Source organism: Staphylococcus ureilyticus, assembly GCF_002902235.1.
In the GTDB taxonomy this organism is placed as follows: Bacteria; Bacillota; Bacilli; order Staphylococcales; family Staphylococcaceae; genus Staphylococcus; species Staphylococcus ureilyticus.
On sequence record NZ_PPRL01000184.1, the window covers coordinates 1 to 414 of the forward strand.

The following is a 414-nucleotide window of genomic DNA, read 5'->3' on the forward strand; positions in this document are numbered from 1 at the left end:
CATTACATATTCTCATAGTGCTTAAATGAAAATAAAATTCATTTTCAATGTCATAGTTAGAGCTTGAATAACTTTTTAATTTATTTATTTTATAGAACATATTTTTATAATAAGTATTTACTTCTCTAAAAGGCTTATTAAAAGATTTACTAAAATATAAACTATAATAATAGGCTACTTTTTTTATTTCTGTTTGCTTTTGATCTAGAATAGGCACTGATTCGTTATGTAGTTTATATAAATTTTTAAGTTCTTGAGATATAACATTATCTTTAGAAAAGATGTGGTTTTTATAATCTTCAATATTTTTAAAGAATTCGTGAGTTTCTAACTTATAATCATTTTTACTTTCAGCTAACTCATTCTTGATATAATTATTTACAGATAAACATTTATTAGCTTGGCTATTCGACA

1 protein-coding gene is annotated in these 414 nt (G+C 21.7%); it reads right to left on the minus strand.

The features are described from left to right. Nucleotides 1-414 (minus strand): hypothetical protein (locus tag CD150_RS13555; protein WP_438829868.1); only part of this gene is annotated, 414 nt, incomplete at both ends.